The organism is Nitratidesulfovibrio liaohensis (genome assembly GCF_011682075.1).
In the GTDB taxonomy this organism is placed as follows: Bacteria; Desulfobacterota; Desulfovibrionia; order Desulfovibrionales; family Desulfovibrionaceae; genus Cupidesulfovibrio; species Cupidesulfovibrio liaohensis.
Map to the genome: position 1 here is coordinate 1 of NZ_VSMK01000548.1, position 1,385 is coordinate 1,385.

The 1,385-nt window shown below is 68.3% G+C and carries 2 protein-coding genes; one reads left to right on the plus strand and one right to left on the minus strand.

Annotated elements, in window-relative coordinates; all coding sequences use genetic code 11:
• On the minus strand, window positions 1–519 hold a 519-nt coding region (locus FVW27_RS15540; protein WP_167126820.1), incomplete at its 3' end, for an Hpt domain-containing protein.
• A 191-nt stretch (window positions 520–710) separates the two neighbouring features.
• Here FVW27_RS15540 and FVW27_RS15545 point away from each other — a divergent pair.
• On the plus strand, window positions 711–1,385 hold a 675-nt coding region (locus FVW27_RS15545), incomplete at its 3' end, for a hypothetical protein (protein ID WP_167126823.1).

Below are 1,385 nucleotides of genomic sequence, written 5' to 3' on the forward strand. Positions count from 1 at the left end.
CAGCACGGCGGCAAGGCGGGCCAGTGCCGTGCGCAGATGGCTGACCGCCGCCGAGGCGTCGCCCGACGCGGCAGTGCGCGGGACATCGCCGTCCGCGGCATCCTGTTGCCGCAGCAGTTGTTCCAACCGGCCGGCGGCAAAGCGCACCTCTTCGGCCCCCACGTTGGCGGCCTCGCTCTTCAGCCGGTGGGCATGCAGGCGCATGGCCGATGCATCGCCATTGCGCCAGGCCTCGGTCAGGGCATCCAGCATTCCGGCCACTTCCACGGTCATCAATGCCAGAAGCTGGCCGTAGCTTTCGGCATCCAGTTCCAGACGGCGCATGGCGCCGGACCGGTCCAGAACGGGGTGGTCCGGCACGCCCACGCCGGGCGCTCCATAGCCGAGCACACCATGACCGGGCGCACCACCCGGGCCAGCCACGGCCGAGTCCGCCACCGGGGTGTCCCCGGCCCTGCGGCCAACATGTGCCGGACCGGTGGGGGTGCCGTTCCTGTTGTTCGGATTTTCGTCCTTCATCCGCCTGCCCTTCTTCCTGAAGGTGATATCACCAAGCAGATAGCCTCAACGGCGTGCGCAGGCAAGCAAAAGGCAACCGGAACGCGTTTGTTACCGCCGATTTCGTGGCACGATTCCACCAATCGCGCACTTGGCGTTTGAATTTTGTGAAAAAAAGATGCATGCCAAGGGGGCAACACGCAGGAGGCACCATGCATCGCGAACAGACCCGGATTTCCGCCCGCACGCCACTGTACGGCATCTCTTTCCCTGACACGCTTGCACCGTCCACCGCCACGGCGGGTGCAGACAACGCATCCCGCGCTTTTCGCATGCCTGGCCGGACAATCCTGCGCAAGGTGCGCCACGCGGCGGTGCTGTGCACGGCCCTGCTCGTGGGTGCGGTCCTGCTGCTGGGGCAGGCGGCCCCTGCCCTGGCCCACCGGGTGAACATCTTTGCCTGGGTGGAAGGCGGCACCATCCGCTGCGAAAGTTCGTTCAGCAGCGGCAACCCCGCCCGCGACGCCAAGGTTACCGCCACGCTGGCGGGCAGCGGCACGGTGATGGGCACCGCCGTCACCGACGCCAAGGGGCGCTGTGCCCTGCCCATCACCCCGGAACTGCGCGCCGCCAAGGCCGACCTGATCATCGAGGTGCAGGGGGGCGAAGGACACCGCAACACCTGGACCATGCCCGCCGAGGAATACCTGGCCGCACCTGTCGTGGAAGCCGGAAAGGTTGCGGTGACCGCGACCGCGACCACTCAGGCTGCGGCTGGAGCCGCCCCGGAAGGGGACGCGCCAAAGGCCGTCGCTCCGGCAGCCTTCGCCGCCGGGCCTTCCGCGGGCACTGCTGTTGACGAGGCCGCCCTGCGGCGCATCGTGGCC